Here is a 17,787-nt window from a genome sequence, read left to right on the forward strand (position 1 = left end):
GGCGGCGGCCTCAAGCGCCGCCGTTCAAGCGCGATCATGAACCGATACCCGGTCTGGAAGTACGCGATCATCGTGATCGTGCTGCTCGTGGGGCTCATCTACGCCCTGCCCAATTTCTTCGGCGAAGCACCGGCGGTGCAGGTGTCCAGCGCCAAGTCCACCATCCGGGTGGACGAGAGCACGCGCACCCGCGTCGAGGCGGCGCTGAAGGCGGCCAGCCTGCAGCCCGACATGCTCACGCTCGACGGCGCTTCCGTGCGGGCCCGCTTCGCCACCACCGACGACCAGTTGAAGGCCCGCGACGTGCTGCAGCACGCCCTGGTGCCGGACCCCAGCGACCCGCCCTACGTGGTGGCGCTGAACCTGGTGTCGCGATCGCCCGCCTGGCTGACCGCGCTGCATGCCCACCCGATGTACCTGGGCCTGGACCTGCGCGGCGGCGTGCACTTCATGCTCCAGGTGGACATGAAGGGCGCCCTGGACAAGAAGGCCGAGACCATGGCCAGCGACCTGCGCCAGGCGCTGCGCGACAAGAGCCTGCGCGGCACCTCGGTCAGCCGCAACGGCCAGACCGTGGAAGTGCGTTTTCGCGACCAGCCCAGCCTGGAAGCCACCCAGCGCATCATCCAGGACCAGTTCACCGACCTGACCGCCACCGCCAGCCAGGAAGGCAGCGAGTGGAAGCTCACGGCCACCTTCAAGCCCGAGGCGGCCCGCCGCCTGCAGGACGCGGCGCTCAAGCAGAACATCACCACCCTGCACAACCGGATCAACGAACTGGGCGTGGCCGAGCCGGTGATCCAGCAGCAGGGCGTGGACCGCATCGTGGTGCAGCTGCCCGGCGTGCAGGACACGGCCAAGGCCAAGGACATCCTGGGCCGCACCGCCACGCTGGAACTGCGCATGGTCGACGAGAGCGCCGAGGCGCGCGCGGCCGAGACCGGCAGCGGGCCGGTGCCCTTCGGCTCCGAGAAATTCCTGGAGCGCGACGGCCGCCCGATCATCGTCAAGAAGCAGGTGATCATCACCGGCGAGAACCTGAGCGACGCCCAGCCCGGCTTCGACCAGCAGACCCAGCAGCCCAAGGTCGACCTGACCGTGGACGCCAAGGGCGGTCGCATCATGCGCGACATCAGCCGCGACAACATCGGCAAGCGCATGGCCATCCTGCTCTTCGAGAAGGGCAAGGGCGAGGTGCTGACGGCGCCGGCGATCCGCGGCGAGCTGGGCACCCGTTTCCAGATCTCCGGCTCGATGAATGTGGTGGAGGCCAGCGACCTGGCCCTGCTGCTGCGTGCCGGCTCGCTGGCCGCGCCCATGGAGATCATCGAGGAAAGCACCATCGGCCCGAGCCTGGGTGCCGACAACATCGAGAAGGGCTTCAAGAGCGTTGCCTACGGCTTCCTGGCGATCATGGTCTTCATGTGCGCCTACTACGCGCTGTTCGGCCTGTTCTCCTCCATCGCGCTGGCGGTCAACCTGCTCCTGCTGGTGGCCATCCTGTCGATGCTGCAGGCCACGCTCACGCTGCCGGGCATCGCCGCCATGGCGCTGGCCATCGGCGTGGCGATCGACTCCAACGTGCTGATCAACGAGCGCGTGCGCGAGGAACTGCGCAACGGCGCCTCGCCGCAGGCGGCCATCCATGCCGGCTACGACCGCGCCTGGAACACCATCCTGGACTCCAACGTCACCACCCTCATCGCCGGCATCGCGCTGCTCGCCTTCGGCTCGGGGCCGGTGCGCGGCTTCGCGGTGGTGCACTGCATCGGCATCGTCACCTCGATGTTCTCGGCCGTGTTCTTCTCGCGCGGCCTGGTGAACTTCTGGTACGGGCGCAAGAAGAAGCTCAAGGGCGTGTCCATCGGCACCGTGTGGCGCCCGGATACCGCAGTGGCGGACAACAAGTAAGAAGAGCAGGGACCCGCCATGGAGTTTTTCCGCATCCACCGCACCATCCCGTTCATGCGCCACGCGCTGGTGCTGAACGCCATCTCGGTCATCACCTTCCTGCTGGCCGTGTTCTTCCTGTTCAGCCGCGGGCTGCACCTGTCGGTCGAATTCACCGGCGGCACGGTGATGGAAGTGGCCTACACGCAGACCGCCGACCTGGGCAAGGTCCGCGAGGCCATCGCCAAGCTGGGCTTCCAGGACGTGCAGGTGCAGAACTTCGGCACCTCGCGCGACGTCATGATCCGGCTGCCGGCGCAAAAGGGCGTGAACGCGGCCCAGCAGAGCACCCAGGTCCTCGACGCCCTCAAGTCGGTCGACCCCTCGGTACAGCTGCGCCGCAACGATTTCGTCGGTCCGCAGGTGGGCGACGAGCTCACCACCAACGGCCTGAAGGCGCTCGCCATGGTGGTGGTGGGCATCATGGTCTACCTGGCCTTCCGCTTCGAGTGGAAGTTCGCCCTGGCCACGGTGCTGGCCAACCTGCACGACGTGGTCATCATCTTGGGCTTCTTCGCCTTCTTCCAGTGGGAGTTCTCGCTGGCGGTGCTGGCGGCGGTGCTGGCGGTGCTGGGCTACTCGGTCAACGAGTCGGTGGTGATCTTCGACCGCATCCGCGAGAACTTCAGGCGCTACCGCAAGATGAGCACCGTGGAGATCATCGACAACGCGATCACCTCCACCATCAGCCGGACCATCATCACCCACGGCTCCACCCAGTTGGTGGTGCTGTCGATGTTCTTCTTCGGCGGCCCCACGCTGCACTACTTCGCGCTGGCGCTGACCATCGGCATCCTGTTCGGCATCTACTCCTCGGCCTTCGTAGCCGCCGCCATCGCCATGTGGCTGGGCGTGAAGCGGGAGGACCTGGTCAAGGGTCCCGTAAAGCGGGACGGCGATCCGGACGACCCGAACTCCGGCGCGGTGGTCTGACTTGGTCGCCGTGGACAGGATGCCACGTTGGGGTTGCCGAGCATGCTGCGATACTTGTGCGGACGCCGCCTACAGGGCAAGCTTTGAGCTGCCGGCGGTTACCATCCGTCTCGCCCCCCAATGAGCAGCACAGAGCGTCCCAACGCATCGTCCGTCCAGCTTGCGCGTGAAACGCGCGAGCGCTTCGTCGCCGCCACCGAGGGTGTGATCGCGCCGACGGCGCAAGCCATCCGCGAGCGCCTGAACGCCCTGGCCGGCCAGACCGGCAACGCCCGGGAAATGCACCAGCACCGCGACGACTTCGTCGCCTTCGTCGAGCACGAGTCGCGCTGGGTCAACCTGTCGCAATCGGGCTGGCGCAAGGCGCTGCACAGCATGGGCACCGGCGCGTCGGGCCTGCAGTCGCTGGGCAGCCTGGAGCTGATCGGCGACGAGGTCGTCGAGAACAACATCCTGTCCTCGCGCCTGGCCCTGGTGATCCAGGACAAGGCCAGCTTCGAGCTCAACGACGTGCGCCTGCGCATGCAGCATCTGGAGAACACCACCGAGCTCAGCAGCAAGGACGTGCTGCGGCCCGAAGTGCTCGCCAAGCTGCTGGTCGACCAGTGGCTGGCCGCGGGCCTCACCCGCGCCATGTGGACCAAGGTGCAGGACGTGGTCCAGCAGCACATGCTGGAGGTGATCCTCAAGGCCTACAAGGACGCCAACGCCTTCCTGATCTCCCGCGGCGTGATGCCCGAGATCGACCTCAAGGGCTTCGTCAAGCGCGCACACGGCGCGCCCTCCTCGGCGCCCATGGGATTCTCCGGCATGGGCGGCCGCGGCCAAACCGTCGATGCGCCCTTGGGCGCCGGCGGCTTTGCGCCGGCCGCCATCGGCGTGCAAAGCCCGGCAGGCCGCTATGGCGTGGCCGGAGCCGGCCAGGCGGGCGGCGTCGACTTTCCGCTGGTGGGGGGCGGCTCGCCGCTGATCGTCGCCCGCCAGCGCGCGCAGGGCGTGCTGAGCAGCCTCAAGCGCTTCGTCACCGCGCGCATCGGCTCCGATTTCGTCGGGGGCAGCCGGGCCATGGCTGCCTCCAGCCATGTCGGCTCGGTCGGTGGCGTGGGCCCGGGTGCCATGGCGCCCGGCGTCGGCTCGCCGGTCTTCGTGCAGGCCATCATGGACGCCGAAGTGGCCTACCGCGCCGCCTCCTCCCAGTACGTGGTGGGCGACGAGGCCACGGCCATCCAGCAAAGCGCCGTCGACATGCGCCGGCGCACGGCCGAGCTGAAGAAGAAGGCCCCCACCACCGCCGACAAGGCCACGGTGGAAATCGTGGCCCTGATGTTCCAGGCCATCCTGGCCGAGGAGCGCATTCCCTTCTCGGCGCGCGTCTGGTTCGCGCGCCTGCAGATGCCAGTGCTGCGCGTGGCCATCGCCGAGCCCGAGTTCTTCGGCACCCTGCAGCACCCCGCCCGCATGCTGATCGACCGCATGGGCTCCTGCGTGATGGGCTTCGACGCCGCCGCCATTTCCGGCAGCGCGCTCGAGGGCGAGATCCGCCGCGTGGTGCAGGTGATCGAGCAGTACCCCGAGACCGGCCAGCGCGTGTTCAAGCTGGTGTACGACGAATTCGTCGCCTTCCTCTCCAAGTACCTCACGCAGAGCGACGCCACCCAGCGCCTCATGAGCGTGGCGCAGCAGGTGGAGCAGAAGGAGACGATGGCGATCCAGTACACCATCGAGCTGCGCAAGATGCTCAATGACATCCCGGTTCGCGAAGAGATCCGGGAATTCCTGTTCAAGGTCTGGGCCGAAGTGCTGGCGCTGGCCGCATTGCGCTACGGCGCGCAGGACCAGCAGACCGTCACCCTCAAGCGTGCCGCCGCCGACCTGGTGTGGGCCGCCAGCGCCAAGCCCAACCGCAACGACCGCACCCGCGTCATCCAGGACCTGCCCAACCTGTTGCAGCGCCTGCGCCAGGGCATGGCCCTGCTGGGCATCGAGGGCGATCCGCAGGAGCAGCACATCAAGGTGATCGGCCAGACCCTGGCCGACGCCTTCATGTCCAAGACCGACGCCATCCCTTCCACGCAGATCGACGCCATGGCCAAGCGCCTGGCCAACCTGGAAGACTTCGTCAGCGACGAGAGCGCCACCGACCTGCCGCTGGACGCTGCCAGCATCGAACTGCTGCTGGGGGTGGACGCCGCCTCCATCGAGGTCGTGCCCGACACCGGCGCCAAGGTGAGCGACGAGATGCTGGCCTGGGCGCACGACCTGCAGGTGGGCAACTGGTTCATGCTGGACCACAACAACCGCCCCACCCAGGTCCAGTTCGTCTGGCGCAGCGACCGCAAGCAGCTGCACCTCTTCGCCGCCCCTGGCGGCCGCAGCTTCCTCATCCAGGCCGGCCGCCTGGCCTCCTACCTGCAGGCCGGCCTGCTGGTCCCGGCGGAAGAGGAAACGCTGACCGTGCGCGCGACGCGCGAAGCGCTGGCCAAGCTCGACGCGAACCCCGAGCGCCTGCTGGACTGAGCCCGGCCGGCCCGTCCCCTTTCTTCACCAGCCACGCGCCGCGGAACTGGCTTTGCCAGGCCGCAGGCGTGGTCCCCTCCTCGGGAGGTGGCGAACTACACGCAGCGAAGCGGAGTGAGAAGCCGGGATGCCTCAGTACGCGCCGCGGAACTGGCTATGCCAGGCCGCAGGCGGGGCCTCCCCCTCGGGGGGTGGCGAATTACACGCAGCGAAGCGAAGTGAAAAGCCGGGGGGCCTCTTAATGCGCGATGCGGTCTTCAGGATCGTCGCAGAGCTCGTCCAGCACCAGCGCATCGGGCTCGATGCCGGTGCTCCAGTGCACCATCAGCACGATGATCTTCAGCTCTTCCAGCGACACCGGGTCGCCGGGGGCGGCCATGGCGCGCTCGATGATCACCTCGCGCAGGCCAGCGGGCAGGGCCTGGGCGCTGTCGAGAAAGCTGAGGAAGCCCAGGCATTGCGCACCCAGGTGGTTCTGCTCGGCGGTCGAGTAGACACGCATGGCATGGGCAGAAGGCTCCAGGGCCAGCTCGAAGCCCTGGATGGGCTCGCCGACCGTGATGCTGTCTTCATCGTCCTCGTTGCGCGTGAGGATGATGCCCTGGGTGGCGAGCGTCAGGCCGTCGAGCCACTGGAGGGCGTCGCGTATCTCGTCTTCCTCGAAGCCGTTGGCACTGAGCTTGCGGCCCAGCAGTTCGGGCTCGGGGCAGGCATCGCCGCGCCAGTAGTTTTCGTAAACGAACACGAGCACGTCATACATGGGCCCAATATAGCGGAGTGCGGTTTCAAGGCAATCGGAATCAGGCGTGACCGATGCGCTGAAACAACCCTCCGGGCAGGCGAGCCACCTCGCCCGCGAGCTCGAGTTCGAGCAGTTGCGCCTGCAGTTGCGCCGCCGGAGAACCGGTGCGCGCGATCAACGCGTCGAGGCTCACGGGGTCGTGACCCAGGGCGGCCAGCAAGGGCGGCGCGTCCTGATCATCCGGGGCGGCGGCGGCCGGCTGCACCGGCGGTGAAGATTCGGTGCGCAGGTCCAGGTCCTCGAAGATGTCCTTCACTGTCTCCACCAGCTTGGCACCCTGGCGGATCAGCGCATGGCAGCCGCGCGACTGCGGCGAGTGGATCGAGCCCGGGATCGCGAACACCTCCTTGCCCTGCTCCACCGCCAGCCGCGCGGTGATGAGCGAGCCCGACTGCAGCGCGGCCTCCACCACCAGCGTGCCGCGGGTGAGGCCCGCGATGATGCGGTTGCGCTTGGGAAAGTTCTGGGTAAGCGGCGGCGTGCCCAGCGGCAGCTCGCTCACCAGCAGCCCCTGCTGGGCGATGCGATGCGCCAACTGTCGGTGCCGGGCGGGGTAGACCCGGTCCAGCCCGGTGCCCACCACCGCCACCGTGGCAAGGCGATGCGTGTTGCCGACGGCTTCCAGCGCACCCTCGTGAGCCGCGCCGTCGATGCCCAGGGCCAGACCGGACACCACGGCCACGCCCGCCTCGCCGAGCGCCCGGCCGAAGGCCTTCGCGTTGCTGGCGCCCTGGGGCGTGGGATTGCGGCTGCCCACGACGGCCAGGCTGCGCCCCAGCTGGGTCAGGTCGAAGTCGGCTGGCCCGACCAGGTGCAGTAGCAGCGGCGGATCGGCCGTCTGCAGCAAGGAGGCGGGGTAGCCGTCATCGGCCAGCGTGAGGATGCGGTGCCGCTCAGGGTCGGCCTGCAGCCACTGCCAGGTCTGGTCGGCAAGGGCCTCGAGTTCGGGCGGCTGCTGCACAAGCGCCCGGGCCTGCGCCTGCGAGACCACCTGCAGCAGGGCCGACTGCGGCTGAGCGAAGATGGCGTCCGGCAGTCCGAAGGCCGCCAGCAGCTTGCGCGAAGTGCCATCGCCGACCCCGGGGGTCAGCGACAGTCTCAGCCAGTGATGAAGTTCTTCGCGCTCGAAACCCAAGGAAAAGTGAACGAATGTGCTTTACGGATTGACCAGCAGGTCACCGGCTTTCGGCACATCGCTGATCTCGAGGATCAGAGCGTACGACACCTTTTCGAATGGGCGGAACACCATCAGCAAACCGATGCGCTCGTTCGGCAATTTCATCGTTTCCTTCGTCCCGTTGGTGCGGTCCGTGATGACTTCGCCGTTCTTCAGGATGGCCAGCACGTCGCCGCTGGCGATGCCGTCGCGCAGGCCTTTGTTGATGGACACCACCTGGTTCTGCGCGGCGAAGGTCACGGCATTGCCGTACACCGAGACGATGCGCCCGCCATCGACGGGGCCCGCCGGGGCGCGGGGCGCGTAGCTGGTGAGCTGGCGCGGCGGCTCGGGCAGCAGGCGGTCGCCGGCGCGGACTTCTTCCTTGGCGGCGATCAGGTCGATGGTGGCCGGCACCACGTTGGTGACCATCTTGCCGTCCTGCATCTGCGTTTCGGCGCCTTGGCTGCGCTGCAGCTGGGCGCGGCCCAGGTACTGCGCCTCGTAGCCCAGGACCTCGCCGGTGCCCGGATCGACCAGCGGCGTGGCGTTGCGGAAGATGCGGAACTGCTTGATCGGGCCGGGCTGCTCGACCAGCTCCATGTCCCCATTGCCCAGGGCGTAGGCGCGGTCGCCGCGGGCCAGCAGGACGTGGTTGTCGTTGCCGGCCACGATGCGCGGCGCATTGGCCAGCGTGTTCTGGTCCACCACGATCGGCTCGCTCAGGAAGGGCTCGATCAGGCTGGGCTTGAGCGTGGGCAGGGCCATGCCGGCCAGCGACTCGTAACGGGTGCGGGGCGAGAGCTTGATGGTGCCGCCCGAGCCGCTGCCGGAACGGGTCGACAGGCGCGCGCGGCCGTCGGTCTTGTCCAGGAACAGCACCTGGCCCGGGTAGATCAGGTGCGGATTCTTGATGTCCGACATGTTCATGCCCCACAGCTCCGGCCAGCGCCAGGGGCTGCGCAGGTACATGCGCGAGATGGCCCACAGCGTGTCGCCGGGCTTGATGGTGTATTCGTCCGGGGCGCCGGGGACCAGCTCGCTCACCGGGATGCCGGCCTGCGCCGTCGCCTGGGCGGTGGCGCGTTGCTGGGGGGTGATCGGGTAGTTGCCCTGTGCATTCGCCAGCGACGCGCCGGTGCCAAGCACTGCGAGCGCTGCCAGGCTGGCCAGCAGGTTCGGGCGGAAGAGGCGGCGGTGGCCGGTCTGGAATGTCTTCATGTCTGGATGATGCATGCGCAGGGCAGAAGCGCCCATCGAACAAATCCTCACAATTTGCAACGAATTCTGCGCTGAAGCCCTTGAGGGGGCAACGTTTATCCCCCCCCGGAAGCGCGTCAACCCCCGGAAGTGGCGAAAATAGCCACAACTGGCAGTTTTTCCATGGCGAAACGAAACATTCTTAGTTACCCCGACCCGCGCTTGCACACGGTGGCCAAGCCCGTGCAGGCGGTCGACGATCGCATCAAGGCGCTCGTGGCCGACATGCTCGAAACCATGTACGACGCCAACGGCATCGGCCTGGCGGCCACGCAGATCGACGTGCACGAGCGCGTTGTCGTCATCGACGTCTCGGAAGAGCGCGACGCGCCCATGGTGCTGATCAACCCGGAGATCACCTGGGCCAGCGCCGAGAAGGTGATCAACGAGGAGGGCTGCCTCTCGGTGCCCGGCATCTATGACGGTGTGGAGCGTTCCACGGCCGTGAAGGTGCAGGCGATGGACGCCGATGGCCAGTCGCGCACCATCGAGGCCGAGGGGCTGCTCGCCGTGTGCGTGCAGCACGAGTTGGACCACCTCATGGGCAAGGTGTTCGTGGAATACCTCTCGCCCCTCAAGCGCAACCGCATCAAGGGCAAGCTGCAGAAGCAGCAGCGCGAAGACCAGCGCGAGGCGCAGCAGCGCGCCCGCCGCGCCTGACAGCCATCATGAACCGCCTGCCGCTTGCGTTTCGCCTGGCCATCGCCGCCTTGGTGGTGGCGCTGGCAGGCTGTGCGAGCGACCCGGTGAACCTGCAGCCGGGCATGGCCCGCACCGACGTGCTGCAGCGCGTGGGCGCACCCACCGCCACCTACCCGCTGGCGGGCGGCGGCGAGCGCCTGCAGTACTCGCGTGCGCCCATGGGCTTCGAGGTGACCAACGTGGACCTCGATGCCAGCGGCCGCGTGAGTTCCGTAGTCCAGGAAATGGACGAGCGATACTTCTCGCAAATCCAGGTCGACCAGTGGCGCGTCGAAGACGTGCTTCGAACCTACGGTCGGCCCTACGAAATCTCCCAAGTGAGTTCCTTCAACGGCAACGTCTGGTCCTGGCGCTACCTGCAGGTCAACAACCCGCGCTTCCTCTACATCTACGTCGATCCGCAAGGGGTCGTGCGTCGCTACCACGTCGGTGACGACCTGCGCTACGACGAACGCCGGTTCCGCTGGTGAGAGTCGTCTTCGCAGGCACGCCGGAGTTCGCACGCACGGCGCTGGAAGCCATTGCCGCTGCAGGCGACGATTTCGAGGTCGTGCTGGTGCTCACCCAGCCCGACCGCCCTGCCGGCCGCGGCATGAAGCTGCAGGCCTCGCCGGTCAAGCAATGCGCCATGGCCCACGGCTGGCCCGTGGCCCAGCCGCGCAGCCTGCGGCTGGACGGCAAGTACCCCGATGACGCCGCCGCCGCTCGCGAGGCCCTGCTGGCGGCGCGCGCCGACGTGATGGTGGTGGCCGCCTACGGCCTGATCCTGCCGCAGTGGGTGCTGGACACGCCGCGCCTGGGCTGCCTGAATATCCATGCCTCGCTGCTGCCACGCTGGCGCGGCGCCGCACCCATCCACCGCGCCATCGAGGCGGGAGACAGCGAGACGGGCGTGACCATCATGCAGATGGACGCCGGCCTGGACACCGGCGACATGCTGATCGAGGAGCGCCTGGCCATCGGCGAGGACAGCACCGCGCGCCTGCATGACCGCCTGGCCGAGATGGGCGGGCGGCTCATTGTCGATGCGCTGCGCCTGGCGCAGGCCGGTCGCTTGCAGCCGGTCAAGCAGCCCGCCGAGGGCATCACCTACGCCCACAAGATCGAGAAGCATGAGGCGAAGATCGACTGGTCGCAGCCGGCAGAGGTGCTGGCCCGGCGCATGCGCGCCTTCGATCCATTCCCAGGCGCCAGCAGCACGGTGGACGGAGAGGTCGTCAAAGTATGGGCGGCCCGTGCCGAGCCGGGCGAAGCGGCCGAAGCCCCTGGCACGGTGCTGGAGGCCTCGCCGCAAGGCATCGTGATCGCCACCGGCGCTGGCCGGCTGGTCGCCACCGAACTGCAGCGCCCCGGCGGCAAGCGCCTGCCGGCGGCCGACTTCCTGCGTGGCTTCGACCTGAAGGCCGGCCAGGTCTTCGACCGCTGAAGCCGGCGCATGTTCTTTCTTCCCTCCATCCGGCGCGAGCCGACCTTCGGCAAGGGCCTGCGCGACATGGCGCCGGTGGCCCTTGGCATCGGCGCCTGGGGCCTGATGACCGGCGTGGCCATGGTCAAGTCGGGCATGAGCGTGATCGAGGCGGTGGCCATGACGCTGCTGGTCTATGCCGGCAGCTCGCAGCTGGCGGCCATTCCGCTGCTGGTGGCCGGCGCGCCCTTCTGGGTGGTGCTGGCCACGGGCTTCTGCGTGAACCTGCGCTTCGTGGTCTTCAGCCTGCACCTGCGGCCCTATCTCATGCACATGCCCAGGTGGCGCCGCATGATGCACGGCTACCTCACGGCCGACATGAGCTACGCCATGTTCACCAGCCACTATCCCGAACCCGCCAGCACCGACGAGCAGCGCCGCGCGCAGGAGGCCTACCTCACCGGCGGCTACTGCGTCACTTGGTTCTCGTGGATGGCGATGAGCCTCATCGGCATCGCGCTGGGCAACCTCGTTCCGCAGAGCTGGGGCCTCGGCTTCGCGGGCGTCCTGAGCCTGGTGGGCATCCTTTGCTCGATGGCGACTTCGCGCCTGCGCGTGATGGCGGGCCTGATCGCCGGCGCCACGGCGGTGGCCGCCTATGCGCTGCCGCTCAAGCTCAACATCGTGGTGGCCATCGGCGCGGCGGTGCTGCTGTGCTTCTGGATCGAGAAGGGCTTCGTGCCGAACCCGGCGGCGGAGGACGACGTATGAGCCTGCGCTCGGCCGCTCCGCAGAAGGCTCGCACCGCAGGGCGAAGCGAGGAGGTCACGTCATGACCGGTGCCAACACCGTGGCTGGCAGCACCGACTGGTGGACGCTGGGCGTGATCGTCGGCCTGGCCGGCATCACGGTGCTCACGCGCTGCTTCTTCTTCATCCTCGACCGGCCCTGGGGCCTGCCCGACTGGGCGCACCGCGCGCTGCACTACGCTCCGATCGCGGCGCTGGCGGCCGTGGTCATTCCCGAGATCGTGATGACCGGCGGCCACCTGGTGCCCAACCTGCACGACGCGCGCATCTACGCGGCAGTGGTCGGCGCCGCCTACTACTTCTGGCGGCGCGGGGTGTTGGGGACCATGCTGGTGGGCATGGCCGTGTACTTGCCGCTGCACCTGGGCCTGGCCTGGTAACTGACGCCTCCCGGCTTTTCACTCCGCTTCGCTGCGTGTAGTTCGCCACCCCCCGTGGAGGGGGCCTCACCTGCGGCCCGGCCAAGCCGGTTCCGCGGTGTGGGACTGGTCGAGCGCCCCAAAAAAGCGATGTACGGCTCAGTCCAGCTGCACGCCGGCGGTCTTGATGACCTTGCCCCAGCGATCGCTCTCGGCGCGAGAGAGCTTGTAGAAGTCCTGGGGCGTGCCGGGCAGCGCCTCGAAGCCGAACTCGGCGAAGAGCTTTGCCACCTTGGGCGCCTGCATCGCCTTCTTCAGCTCGCCGTTCAGGCTCGTCACCACTTCCGGGGGCATGCCGGCCGGGCCGATCAGGCCGTGGAAGGCGTAGGCGTTGACGTCCTGGTAGCCCAGCTCTACGAAGGTGGGCACTTCCGGCAGGGCGCTCGCGCGCTGCGGCAGCGCGATGGCCAGCACCCGCACCTTGCCCGACTTGATGATGGGCAGGCCCGAGGCCAGGTCCAGCATCATCGTCGGCACCTGACCGCCCATCACGTCCGTCATGGCCGGTGCTGCGCCCTTGTAGGGCACGTGCTGGATGCTGATGCCGGCCTTCTGCTTGAACAGCTCCATGGCCATGTGGTGCGGCGAGCCGTTGCCCGGCGAGGCATAGCTGACCTTGTCCGGGTGCGCCTTCACGTAGCTCACGAACTCCGCCACCGTCTTGGCCGGGAAGTCCGGATGCACCACCAGCGCCACCGGGAAGCGGCCGATGGTGCCGATGTAGGTGAAGTCGGTGGCCGGCTTGTAGGGCAGCTTGGCGAACATGTGCTCGTTGAAGAGCAGCGCCGCGTTCTCCGCCTGCATGATGGTGTAGCCATCGGGCTTGGCCTGCATCAGCACCGACACGCCGATGTTGGTGGAAGCGCCCGGCCGGTTGTCGATGACGATGGGCTGGCCCAGCGAAGGCGTCATCGCCTCGGCCAGCGAACGCGCCAGGTTGTCGGTGCCACCACCCGCGACGTAGGGCACGATCCAGCGCACGGGCTGACTGGGGTAGGCGCCCTGTGCGGATGCATGGGATGCGGCGGCCAGCGCCAAGCCGGCGGCCAGCAGCTTCAGGAATCGCTTCATTCGAGTGTCTCCAAGTGGTTTGAAATAAGAGGGAATGCAATGCGTGAAACACCGCGGAACCGGCTTTGCCGGGCCGCAGGTGTTGCCCCGGAAGGGGGGTGGCGAAGCGCACGAAGTGCGCGCAGCCTGGGGGAGGGCTCAGTTCTTCAGGACCTGCCAGAGCTCGCGATCGCGCTCGGCGGTCCAGACGCGCGGATGCTCGATGCCGTTTAGCTCGTCGAAGGCCCGCGCCACGTCGAAGGGCAGCACATGCTGGAACACCGGCCACTGGCCGAAGCGCGGCGCCATCGCGGCCTCGGCGCGCTGGAAGCAGCCGCGCAGGCCTTCGCCGTCTGCCTTGGCCTCGCGCACGCTGGCCAGCAGCGTGGAGAGAAAGTCCTTCGTGAGCGCGATGGCCTCGGCGCAGGCCGGCTCGCCCAGCACCACCGCGCCGCGGCCGGGGACCAGCACGCGGGGCTTCAGCGCGGTCACCGCGTCCAGCGTGCCGGCCCAGTCCTGGATGTAGGCATCGCCCGCATAGACGCCGCAGCGGTTCTCCACCACGTCGCCCGAGAAGAGCACGCCGCAGTCGGGCAGCCAGGCCACCGTGTCGCCGCCCGAATGGCCGCGGCCCAGGCACTGCAGGCGCACTTCTCGCCCTCCCAGCCACAGGCTCATCTCTCGCTCGAAGGCGATGTGCGGAACGGTCAGGCCGGGCACCTCCTCCACGCCGGCGAACAGGCGCGGGAAGCGGCCCACTTCCGAATCGAAGTCCGCCTGTCCGCGCTCCTGCACCCAGTCGAAGGTGCCGCGGCTGGCGACGATGGTGGGCTTGTCCTCGAAGGCGCTGGCGCCCATCACCCGCACCGCGTGGTAGTGCGTGAGCACGATGGTGCGCACCGGCTTGCCGGTCACCGTGCGGATGTCGGCCAGGAAGTCGCGCGCCATGCGCGGCGTGGGGCGCGTGTCGATCAGAGCCACCTGGTCGTCGCCGACGATGAAGCCGCAGTTGGGATCGAAGTCGCTGATGTAGCCGTAGACGTTGGGCGCGAGTTCCTGCACGCGCGGCTTCTGCTCGCGGGTGTCGGAGGCCGAGGCGAAAGAGACCGTGGCGCTCATTGGAGTACCTTCGTGCTTCGCACTGCGGTGCGAGCTTGCTTGGGGCGGCCCGGCGCGGCGCTCATGCCCGGCCTCCAGGCGCAGCGGCCGCTGCGGCGATGCAGTCCAGCAGCACGGCCTGGCTGCCGCACTGGTTGGCCAGCAGCAGCACCAGGCGTGCGTTGAGGTCGGCACTCTGCGAATCGTCCAGGCCTTCGTGGGCCTGCAGCCACGCGGCGTAGAAGCCGTCGGCGTCGGGGATGTGGGGCTGGGTAATCATCTTTTGTTGGTGAGGGAAAGGTTCAGAGCAGCGGCATGGCCAAGCGCAGGTGCGATGCGATGACCGCGGCGTCGGGCGCATCCAGGCAGGCGGCGCGGTAGGCATCGGGACGCACCAGCACCAGGCTGCCGGCGGCCGGATCGCCCAGGTGGCGAGCCAGCGTCTCGCTGGGCTGCAGGGTAGGCAGGCCACCGTCGCCGCCGACGGCGACGAGGCGCAGCGGCAAGGCGGGTGGCAGTTCCACCGAAGCCTGCGTGCGCGTCGGCGAGAACCACAGGCCCAGCCAGTCGCTGCCGCCTTCGCCCAGCAGTTCCACCAGGCTGGTCGGCCGTCCGTCCTGCCAGGCCAGCGCCACGTTCTGCACCGTGCGCGCGCCCTCGGGCAGATGGGGCGCGGCGGGATAGTCGTTGGCCACCGACATGCGGCCGGTGTTCACCAGTGCACGAGCAAAGGGAAAGCGCGCCGCCAGTTCCACCACGGCCCGTCGCAAGGTGTGCTCGGCGTTGCTTCGCGGCGCGAGGAAGCGGGCCGAGCGGCTGGTCACGCGCAGGTTCTCGGCGGCGGCGGGGCGGCGCTCGGCGTGGTAGCTGTCCAGCAGCGAATCGCCGGCGCGGCCCTGGGTCACCAGTGCCAGCTTCCACGCCAGGTTGGCGGCGTCCTGGATGCCGGTGTTGCCGCCGCGTGCGCCGAAGGGGCTCACCACGTGCGCCGCGTCGCCGATGAAGAGGACGCGGCCGTGGCGGAACTCGTCCAGCAGGTGGTCGCGGTAGCCGTAGGGGCCGATCCACACGAACTCGAACTCGACGTCCGGCCCCAGCTGCTCGCGCAGCCGCGCCCCGGCCACCTCGGGGCGGCTGATGTGCTCGGCGTCGCAGTCCTCGGGCATCTGGTAGTCGATGCGCCACACGCCATCGGCCATCAGGTGCTGCCACACGCCGCGGCCCTCGTTGAAGGGCGCGTCCACCCAGGTCCAGCGCTCCACCGGCAAGGGCTTCTTGAAGCGCACGTCGCTGATGCACCAGCGGTCGGTGCTGCGCGAGGCCGGGGCCTCGATGCCCAGCTGCGTGCGGATGGGGCTGTTGGCGCCGGTGGCGTCCACCAGGTGGTCCGCCTCGATGGTGTAGCGGCCCGCGGGCGTTTCCACCTCGACGCGCACGCCGTCGGCCAGGGGCGTGACCTGCACGACCTTGTTCTTCCAGCGCAGGTCGGTGTGGGCCAGCGCGAGGATGCGGTCCACCAGGAACCACTCCACGTAGAACTGCTGCAGGTTGATGAAGGGCGGCTGCTTCGAGACCGAGTCGGTCTTCAGGTTGAAGCTGTAGACCTCGCGCTCGCCCGAGAAGGTGCGGCCGAAGGACCAGGTGATGCCCTTGTCCGCCACGCGCTCGTAGATGCCCAGGCGCGCGAAGATCTCCAGGCTCTTCTGCGCATAGCAGATGCCGCGCGAGGAGGCGCCGCGCACGCCCACGGTGTCGTCCTCGTCCAGCAGCACCGCGGCCACGCCGCGCGAGGCGAGGTCGCAGGCCAGCGTCAGGCCCGCGGGGCCGGCGCCGACGATGACGATCGGGTGGCGCAGCGTCCTGCCGGGCGCCTGAAGTTCCGGCGGGGGCACGAAGGGCCAGCGCGGCAGCTCGTAGGCTGGCGCGAAGGTGTAGGTTTCGCTCATCGTTCTTGAAATATCTTGTTCAGAGCGCATGCGCCCATTGCGCGATGGCTTCGGCGGCCTGCGGCACCAGTTCGGGCTGGCCGGCCAGGTAGTGGTTGCCGCCCACGATGTCCACGTTGCGGATGCGATTGCCGCCCGCCGCCAGCCACGCGTCGCGCGTGCTCGGGAAGGTCGACTGGTCGGCCGTGTAGCTCAGCAGCAGCAGCGGCACCGAGGTGCGCGCCAGGTTGTCCGGCCCGTCGGCCTGCGAGCGCGAGGACCACTGCGACAGGAAGGCGGTGAGCGAGGTGGTGCGGCCCATCGCGTTGCACGAGTAGTTCACCGTGCGCGCATCGCCCCACACGCTGCCGGGCGCGCGGTCGTTCACGTCCAGCGACAGGTCCACGCAGCGCGGGTCGGCATGGGTGCGGTAGACGATGAAGCTCTGGTCGCGCGGCGCGCCTGGCGTGCTGCGCAGCAGGGCCAGCCGCTCCAGCGCCCAGTGCTCGATGCGGTCCAGCCGCGCCTTCTGCGCGGCCGAGAAGCGCGCGAGGAAATCGGCGTCGTAGGGCACGCGGTGGCGCGGGTCGTACATGTCCAGCGCCGGGTCCACGGAGAGCGGGTCGTGCTCATCCGTCACCGAGGGGTCGATCCAGTCGCGCAGCAGGCGCGAGCGGCCCAGGTGCGCGGCGCACAGCGCGATGCCGTCCACCGGCGGCAGGTCGGAGGGATGCAGGTGCGTGGGGTCGCCGTCCGCGAAATGCGTGGCCGTCAGTTTCTCGGCCTGCGCCTGGTAGAAGCTCGCCAGCGCCGCGCCGCCGGAGTTGCCGACCAGGAAGACCTTCTCGTAGCCCTGGCTGCGCAGGTGCTGCACGCCGGAGCCCAGGTCCTGGATGGCGCGCTCCATGAGCAGCACCGTGTCGTTGCCCGCGTAGCGCGAGTTCAGGCCCATGCAGCAGATGCCGCGCTCGGCCAGCGGCGCGATCAGGTAGTGCCCCATGAAGTTGCTGGTGGGGTGCATCACGATGCAGGCGACTTTCTTCGGCCCGCTCGGCGCGCGGTACGCGCCGTAGATGCGCGGGCGCAGCATCTGCAGGCCCGACTGGCTTTCCAGCACGGCGCCCGGCTTCACGTCGATGACGGCCAGTTGCAGCTCAGCCATGCCGGGGCGCCTTTTCGTCGGCGATCAGCTTCGCCTTGTCCTGCGTCCATTGCGCCAGTTCGCCGTGCGCGCGCAGCGCATGGGCGTCCATCGTGGCCTTGGGCACCGTGGGCGTGGTCAGTTCCAGCCGGATGCCGTTGGGGTCGAAGAAGTAGATCGACTCGATGATGTGGTGGTCGGTGATGCCCAGCACCTCCACGCCCGCCGCCTCCAGCCGCGCCTTGGCTGCCAGCAGCGCGTAGACCGAGTCCACGCGCAGGGCCAGGTGGTTCACCCAGGCAGGCGTGTTGGGCGATGGCTCGGCGCCGACGTTGTCGCCCAGGTCGAAGAAGGCCACGTAGGAGCCGTCGGCCATCTGGAAGAAGATGTGGACGTAGGGGCAGTACTCGCCGGTGCTGGGCACATGGTCCGACTTGATCACGTGCACCAGCGGCAGGCCCAGCAGGTCTTCGTAGAAGTGCCGGGTCTCCTCGGCGTCGCGGCAGCGCCAGGCGAAGTGGTGCAGGCCGCGCACCGGCACCGGGCTGGGAGTGGGGGTGTTCATGGGCGGCATTGGACGGCGATGTGGCTCATGAATCAAACGAAATCGATTCATGAAT

Annotated in this window: 17 protein-coding genes; 8 read left to right on the plus strand and 9 right to left on the minus strand. The window is 68.6% G+C overall.

The features are described 5' to 3' along the window. Positions 1–36: 36 nt before the first annotated feature. From secD to BM345_RS09090, 3 genes are all read left to right on the plus strand, one after another. On the plus strand, positions 37–1,911 hold the full coding sequence (gene secD / locus BM345_RS09080; RefSeq protein ID WP_093378129.1) for a protein translocase subunit SecD: 1,875 nt from the start codon (positions 37–39) through the stop codon (positions 1,909–1,911). An 18-nt stretch (positions 1,912–1,929) separates the two neighbouring features. Continuing rightward, a complete protein-coding gene (gene secF / locus BM345_RS09085; protein ID WP_093378131.1) occupies positions 1,930–2,883 on the plus strand; it encodes a protein translocase subunit SecF in 954 nt (317 codons plus the stop codon). 120 nt (positions 2,884–3,003) lie between these two features. Beyond that, positions 3,004–5,400, plus strand: coding sequence for a DUF1631 family protein (locus BM345_RS09090; protein WP_093378133.1), 2,397 nt, complete (start codon positions 3,004–3,006; stop codon positions 5,398–5,400). 238 nt (positions 5,401–5,638) lie between these two features. On the opposite strand, the gene BM345_RS09095 is transcribed toward BM345_RS09090, so the two are convergent. From BM345_RS09095 to BM345_RS09105, 3 genes are read right to left on the minus strand one after another with little or no spacing between them, the layout of a single operon-like run. Further along, a complete protein-coding gene (locus tag BM345_RS09095; RefSeq protein WP_093378136.1) occupies positions 5,639–6,160 on the minus strand; it encodes a Smg family protein in 522 nt (173 codons plus the stop codon). A gap of 40 nt (positions 6,161–6,200) precedes the next feature. Then, a complete protein-coding gene (gene dprA, locus BM345_RS09100; protein WP_254789655.1) occupies positions 6,201–7,337 on the minus strand; it encodes a DNA-processing protein DprA in 1,137 nt (378 codons plus the stop codon). A gap of 21 nt (positions 7,338–7,358) precedes the next feature. After that, positions 7,359–8,579 carry a LysM peptidoglycan-binding domain-containing protein gene (locus BM345_RS09105; RefSeq protein ID WP_093378423.1) on the minus strand — a complete coding sequence of 407 codons (1,221 nt, stop codon included), beginning with the start codon at positions 8,577–8,579 and terminating at the stop codon, positions 7,359–7,361. 162 nt (positions 8,580–8,741) lie between these two features. Here BM345_RS09105 and def point away from each other — a divergent pair, with 162 nt between their 5' ends. From def to BM345_RS09130, 5 genes are all read left to right on the plus strand, one after another. Then, positions 8,742–9,278: a peptide deformylase gene (def, locus tag BM345_RS09110; RefSeq protein ID WP_093378137.1), complete on the plus strand. Its 537-nt coding sequence runs from the start codon at positions 8,742–8,744 to the stop codon at positions 9,276–9,278. A gap of 8 nt (positions 9,279–9,286) precedes the next feature. Further along, positions 9,287–9,790, plus strand: coding sequence for a hypothetical protein (locus BM345_RS09115; protein ID WP_093378140.1), 504 nt, complete (start codon positions 9,287–9,289; stop codon positions 9,788–9,790). After that, complete coding sequence (gene fmt, locus BM345_RS09120) at positions 9,787–10,746, plus strand: methionyl-tRNA formyltransferase (RefSeq protein WP_093378142.1); 960 nt, start codon at positions 9,787–9,789, stop codon at positions 10,744–10,746. Before BM345_RS09115 ends, fmt begins: the two co-directional genes overlap by 4 nt. Positions 10,747–10,755: 9 nt before the next feature. After that, on the plus strand, positions 10,756–11,496 hold the full coding sequence (locus tag BM345_RS09125) for an AzlC family ABC transporter permease (RefSeq protein WP_093378145.1): 741 nt from the start codon (positions 10,756–10,758) through the stop codon (positions 11,494–11,496). Between the two features lie 61 nt (positions 11,497–11,557). Next, positions 11,558–11,914 (plus strand): AzlD domain-containing protein, encoded by a 357-nt coding sequence (locus tag BM345_RS09130; RefSeq protein ID WP_093378147.1) that lies wholly within the window; start codon positions 11,558–11,560, stop codon positions 11,912–11,914. A 138-nt stretch (positions 11,915–12,052) separates the two neighbouring features. On the opposite strand, the gene BM345_RS09135 is transcribed toward BM345_RS09130, so the two are convergent. The 6 genes from BM345_RS09135 to BM345_RS09160 form a co-directional block, all read right to left on the minus strand. Next, positions 12,053–13,024, minus strand: coding sequence for a Bug family tripartite tricarboxylate transporter substrate binding protein (locus BM345_RS09135; protein WP_093378150.1), 972 nt, complete (start codon positions 13,022–13,024; stop codon positions 12,053–12,055). A gap of 138 nt (positions 13,025–13,162) precedes the next feature. Next, positions 13,163–14,122 carry an MBL fold metallo-hydrolase gene (locus BM345_RS09140; RefSeq protein ID WP_093378153.1) on the minus strand — a complete coding sequence of 320 codons (960 nt, stop codon included), beginning with the start codon at positions 14,120–14,122 and terminating at the stop codon, positions 13,163–13,165. Between the two features lie 61 nt (positions 14,123–14,183). Then, complete coding sequence (locus tag BM345_RS09145) at positions 14,184–14,381, minus strand: DUF2783 domain-containing protein (protein WP_093378155.1); 198 nt, start codon at positions 14,379–14,381, stop codon at positions 14,184–14,186. Between the two features lie 22 nt (positions 14,382–14,403). Continuing rightward, on the minus strand, positions 14,404–16,047 hold the full coding sequence (locus tag BM345_RS09150) for an FAD-dependent monooxygenase (RefSeq protein WP_093378158.1): 1,644 nt from the start codon (positions 16,045–16,047) through the stop codon (positions 14,404–14,406). A gap of 19 nt (positions 16,048–16,066) precedes the next feature. Next, on the minus strand, positions 16,067–17,188 hold the full coding sequence (locus tag BM345_RS09155; protein ID WP_093378162.1) for an alpha/beta fold hydrolase: 1,122 nt from the start codon (positions 17,186–17,188) through the stop codon (positions 16,067–16,069). After that, positions 17,181–17,732, minus strand: coding sequence for a VOC family protein (locus tag BM345_RS09160; protein ID WP_093378426.1), 552 nt, complete (start codon positions 17,730–17,732; stop codon positions 17,181–17,183). Before BM345_RS09160 ends, BM345_RS09155 begins: the two co-directional genes overlap by 8 nt. Between the last annotated feature and the right edge of the window lie 55 nt (positions 17,733–17,787).

Origin of the sequence: Variovorax sp. OV329 (genome assembly GCF_900114785.1) — a bacterium.
GTDB lineage: Bacteria > Pseudomonadota > Gammaproteobacteria > Burkholderiales > Burkholderiaceae_C > Variovorax.

Coding starts and splice junctions, on each gene's coding strand:
- secD (WP_093378129.1), top strand. CDS start 37: ATGAACCGATACCCGGTCTGGAAGTACGCGATCATCGTGATCGTGCTG.
- secF (WP_093378131.1), top strand. CDS start 1,930: ATGGAGTTTTTCCGCATCCACCGCACCATCCCGTTCATGCGCCACGCG.
- BM345_RS09090 (WP_093378133.1), top strand. CDS start 3,004: ATGAGCAGCACAGAGCGTCCCAACGCATCGTCCGTCCAGCTTGCGCGT.
- BM345_RS09095 (WP_093378136.1), bottom strand. CDS start 6,160: ATGTATGACGTGCTCGTGTTCGTTTACGAAAACTACTGGCGCGGCGAT.
- BM345_RS09105 (WP_093378423.1), bottom strand. CDS start 8,579: ATGAAGACATTCCAGACCGGCCACCGCCGCCTCTTCCGCCCGAACCTG.
- def (WP_093378137.1), top strand. CDS start 8,742: ATGGCGAAACGAAACATTCTTAGTTACCCCGACCCGCGCTTGCACACG.
- BM345_RS09115 (WP_093378140.1), top strand. CDS start 9,287: ATGAACCGCCTGCCGCTTGCGTTTCGCCTGGCCATCGCCGCCTTGGTG.
- BM345_RS09125 (WP_093378145.1), top strand. CDS start 10,756: ATGTTCTTTCTTCCCTCCATCCGGCGCGAGCCGACCTTCGGCAAGGGC.
- BM345_RS09130 (WP_093378147.1), top strand. CDS start 11,558: ATGACCGGTGCCAACACCGTGGCTGGCAGCACCGACTGGTGGACGCTG.
- BM345_RS09135 (WP_093378150.1), bottom strand. CDS start 13,024: ATGAAGCGATTCCTGAAGCTGCTGGCCGCCGGCTTGGCGCTGGCCGCC.
- BM345_RS09140 (WP_093378153.1), bottom strand. CDS start 14,122: ATGAGCGCCACGGTCTCTTTCGCCTCGGCCTCCGACACCCGCGAGCAG.
- BM345_RS09145 (WP_093378155.1), bottom strand. CDS start 14,381: ATGATTACCCAGCCCCACATCCCCGACGCCGACGGCTTCTACGCCGCG.
- BM345_RS09150 (WP_093378158.1), bottom strand. CDS start 16,047: ATGAGCGAAACCTACACCTTCGCGCCAGCCTACGAGCTGCCGCGCTGG.
- BM345_RS09155 (WP_093378162.1), bottom strand. CDS start 17,188: ATGGCTGAGCTGCAACTGGCCGTCATCGACGTGAAGCCGGGCGCCGTG.
- BM345_RS09160 (WP_093378426.1), bottom strand. CDS start 17,732: ATGAACACCCCCACTCCCAGCCCGGTGCCGGTGCGCGGCCTGCACCAC.